Source organism: Streptomyces flavofungini, from assembly GCF_041028215.1.
GTDB classification, from domain to species: domain Bacteria; phylum Actinomycetota; class Actinomycetes; order Streptomycetales; family Streptomycetaceae; genus Streptomyces; species Streptomyces flavofungini_B.
Window position 1 is genome coordinate 1 of record NZ_JASKYR010000887.1, and the last position, 2,409, is coordinate 2,409.

The 2,409-nt window shown below is 66.7% G+C and carries 1 protein-coding gene and 1 pseudogene; one reads left to right on the top strand and one right to left on the bottom strand.

The window, feature by feature from the left end; all coding sequences use genetic code 11:
- Positions 1 to 224: 224 nt before the first annotated feature.
- Positions 225 to 2,027 (top strand): bifunctional metallophosphatase/5'-nucleotidase, encoded by a 1,803-nt coding sequence (locus AB8Z36_RS36040; protein WP_369217607.1) that lies wholly within the window; start codon positions 225 to 227, stop codon positions 2,025 to 2,027.
- Positions 2,028 to 2,048: 21 nt separating this feature from the next.
- Here the strand turns inward: AB8Z36_RS36040 and AB8Z36_RS36045 are convergent.
- A pseudogene (locus AB8Z36_RS36045) lies at positions 2,049 to 2,409 on the bottom strand (SGNH/GDSL hydrolase family protein); the annotation flags it as partial.

Consider the following 2,409-nt stretch of genomic DNA (forward strand, 5'->3'; position numbering starts at 1 on the left):
GTGTGTGTCGGAGGGGTCCATGGGGTCACTGTCGCACTCCGTCGGCGTGGGAGGGGTGCGCCTGACAGTCACCGGATCGAAACCTGCCGGGTCTGTTGCGGGTGTGGTGCCGCGGGCCAGAATCTACGCGCGTTATCTACGCGCGTTGTCCGCGCGCGTCGTCCACGTGTGTCATCCGCGCGCGTGACGCGATCGACCCGAAGTCCGACCGAGGAGTACTGAGAATGCCGCTGAACCGCAGGAAGTTCCTGGGCACGTCTGCCGCGTCCGGCGTGGGCCTGGCTGTCACGGGTGCGGCGGTGGCGCCGTCGGCCGCGCGGGCGCACGGCAGGCCGCCCCGGCGGGAGAAGCGGTACTCCTTCACCGTGCTCGGTACGACGGACCTGCACGGCAATGTCTTCAACTGGGACTATTTCACCGACAAGGAGTTCGACGACAAGGACCACAATGATGTGGGCCTGGCGAAGATCTCGACCCTGGTGAACGAGGTACGCAAGGAGAAGGGGCACCGGAACACCCTGCTGATCGACGCGGGCGACACGATCCAGGGCACCCAGCTCTCGTACTACTACGCGAAGGTCGATCCGATCACCGCGAAGCGCGGTCCGGTGCATCCGATGGCGCAGGCGATGAACGCGATCGGTTATGACGCGGCGGCGCTCGGGAACCACGAGTTCAATTACGGTATTCCGGTGCTGCGGAAGTTCGAGGAGCAGTGCGACTTCCCGCTGCTCGGCGCGAACGCGCTGGACGCGAAGACGCTGCGGCCTGCTTTCCCCCCGTATTTCATGAAGCGTATGCGCACGCCGCACGGGCGGGATGTGCGGGTGGCGGTCCTTGGTCTCACCAATCCGGGCATCGCGATCTGGGACAAGGCGAACGTGCAGGGCAAGATGGTGTTCCCGGGTCTTGAGGAGCAGGCGGCGAAGTGGGTGCCGAGGCTGCGGTCGATGGGTGCGGACGTGGTGATCGTGTCGGCGCATTCCGGGTCGAGCGGCACGTCCTCCTACGGTGATCAGCTGCCGTATGTCGAGAACGCGGCGGGTCTGGTGGCGGAGCAGGTGCCGGGGATCGACGCGATCCTGGTCGGGCACGCGCACACCGAGATCCCGGAGTATTTCGTTCAGAACAGGGCGACGGGCAAGAAGGTCGTCCTTTCGGAGCCGCTGAAGTGGGGCCAGCGGCTGACGCTGTTCGACTTCGATCTGGTGTGGGAGAAGGGCCGCTGGACGGTCGAGAAGGCCGGGGCGCGGGTCCTGAACTCCAATACCGCGGCGGAGGACAAGAAGATCACGCGGCTGCTCGTCGATGAGCACAGGAAGGTCGTGGCGTACGTCAATCAGGTCATCGGCACCTCGAAGGCGGCGATGAGCACGGCCGAGGGCCCGTACAAGGACGTGCCGATCATCGATCTGATCAACGAGGTGCAGAAGGAGACGGTGGCCGGGGCGTTGCAGGGCGGCGCGTACGCGGCGCTGCCGGTGCTCTCGCAGGCGTCGTGCTTCTCGCGGACGGCGCGGATTCCGGCGGGCGATGTGACGATCAAGGATGCGGCGGGTCTCTATCCGTTCGAGAACACGCTGGAGGCGCGTCTGCTGACGGGCGCGCAGCTCAAGGAGTATCTGGAGTTCTCGGCGCGGTATTACGTGCGGACGCCCGCGGGTGCGCCGGTCGATCCGGCGAAGCTGACGAACGCGGAGAACACCCCGGATTACAACTATGACGCGGTGTCGGGTGTGACGTACGAGATCGATGTCGCGAAGCCGGTGGGTTCGCGGATCGTGAAGCTGTCGTTCGGGGGCAAGGAGCTCGACCCGAAGGCGGAATTCGTGCTCGCGGTGAACAATTACCGGGCGAGTGGCGGCGGCAATTTCCCGCACATCGCGGGCGCCAAGCAGCTCTGGGCGAATTCGGAGGAGATCAGGAACACGATCATCGGCTGGGTGAAGGCCAAGGGGACGATCGACCCGGATCAGTTCGCGTCGGTGGACTGGAAGCTGACCCGGGACGGCACGCCGGTGTTCTAGGGGTGCGCGGGAGCCGCTCGGTCAGTTCTTCAGGGTGGCTATGTCGACGGCGTCGGCGAGTGCCTGTGCTCCGGCGTCGTTGACGTGCAGGCCGTCGCCGCTGTCGTGGTCGTCGCTGATCCGGTCGGGGTCGGCCGGGTCCGCGACGGCGGCGGCGAAGTCGGCGTAGGCGTCGAAGGGGCTGTCGGCGCCGCGTATCCAGTCGTTGACCTCGCGGGCGACGGCGATGCCCTCGGGGGTGGAGTAGCCCTCGTAGACGGTGTCCTTGTAGGGGCCGACGGTGGTGGTGATGGCGGTGAGGCCCGCCGCGTGGATGCGGTCGGCGAGGGTGGTGAGGCCGGTGATGAGGTCGGCGGCGGTGGGGATGGGTGCGGAGTCGGGG

Coding starts and splice junctions, on each gene's coding strand:
- AB8Z36_RS36040 (WP_369217607.1), top strand. CDS start 225: ATGCCGCTGAACCGCAGGAAGTTCCTGGGCACGTCTGCCGCGTCCGGC.